The sequence below is a fragment of the Streptomyces omiyaensis genome (genome assembly GCF_014650895.1).
Classification (GTDB): domain Bacteria; phylum Actinomycetota; class Actinomycetes; order Streptomycetales; family Streptomycetaceae; genus Streptomyces; species Streptomyces omiyaensis.
Map to the genome: position 1 here is coordinate 1 of NZ_BMVV01000090.1, position 755 is coordinate 755.

Genomic DNA, 755 nt, shown 5'->3' on the forward strand with positions numbered 1-755 from the left:
CCGACGGCCTGGGCGGCGATGGTGACGCGGGTGTGGTCGAGGGTCTTCATCGCGGTGGCGAAGCCGGTGCCCTCGGCGCCGATCATCCGGTCGGCGGGGATGCGGACGTTGTCGAAGTAGATCTCGCGGGTGGGCGAGCCCTTGATGCCGAGCTTCTTCTCCGGGGCGCCGAAGGAGACGCCCTCGTCGGACTTCTCCACGACGAAGGCGCTGATGCCCTTGGAGCGCTTGTCGGGGTCGGTGACGGCCATGACGGTGTAGTACTCGGAGACGCCGGCGTTGGTGATCCAGCGCTTGACGCCGTTGAGGATCCAGTGGTCGCCGTCGCGGACCGCGCGGGTCTTCATGCCGGCGGCGTCGGAGCCGGCGTCGGGCTCGGACAGGGCGTAGGAGAACATCGCCTCGCCGGAGGCGAGCGGGGCGAGGTACCTGGCCTTCAGCTCCTCGGAGCCGGACAGGATCACCGGCAGCGAGCCGAGCTTGTTGACCGCGGGGATCAGCGAGGAGCTGCCGCAGACCCGGGCGACCTCCTCGATCACGATCACGGTGGCCAGGGCGTCCGCGCCGGCGCCGCCGTAGTTCTCCGGGACGTGGACCGCGTGCAGGTCGTTGGCGACCAGCGCGTCCAGGGCCTCCTGCGGGAAACGTCCCTCCTCGTCCACCGCCGCCGCGAACGGGGCGATCTTCGCCTCCGCCAGCGCACGCACCGACTCCCGGAGCATCTCGTGCTCCTCGGAGGTCCGGTACAGGTCGAA

At 70.3% G+C, this 755-nt stretch carries 1 protein-coding gene; it reads right to left on the minus strand.

Going from position 1 to position 755, the window contains the following annotated elements; genetic code table 11:
* On the minus strand, window positions 1-755 hold a 755-nt coding region (locus IE287_RS38130; protein WP_189854012.1), incomplete at both ends, for an acyl-CoA dehydrogenase family protein.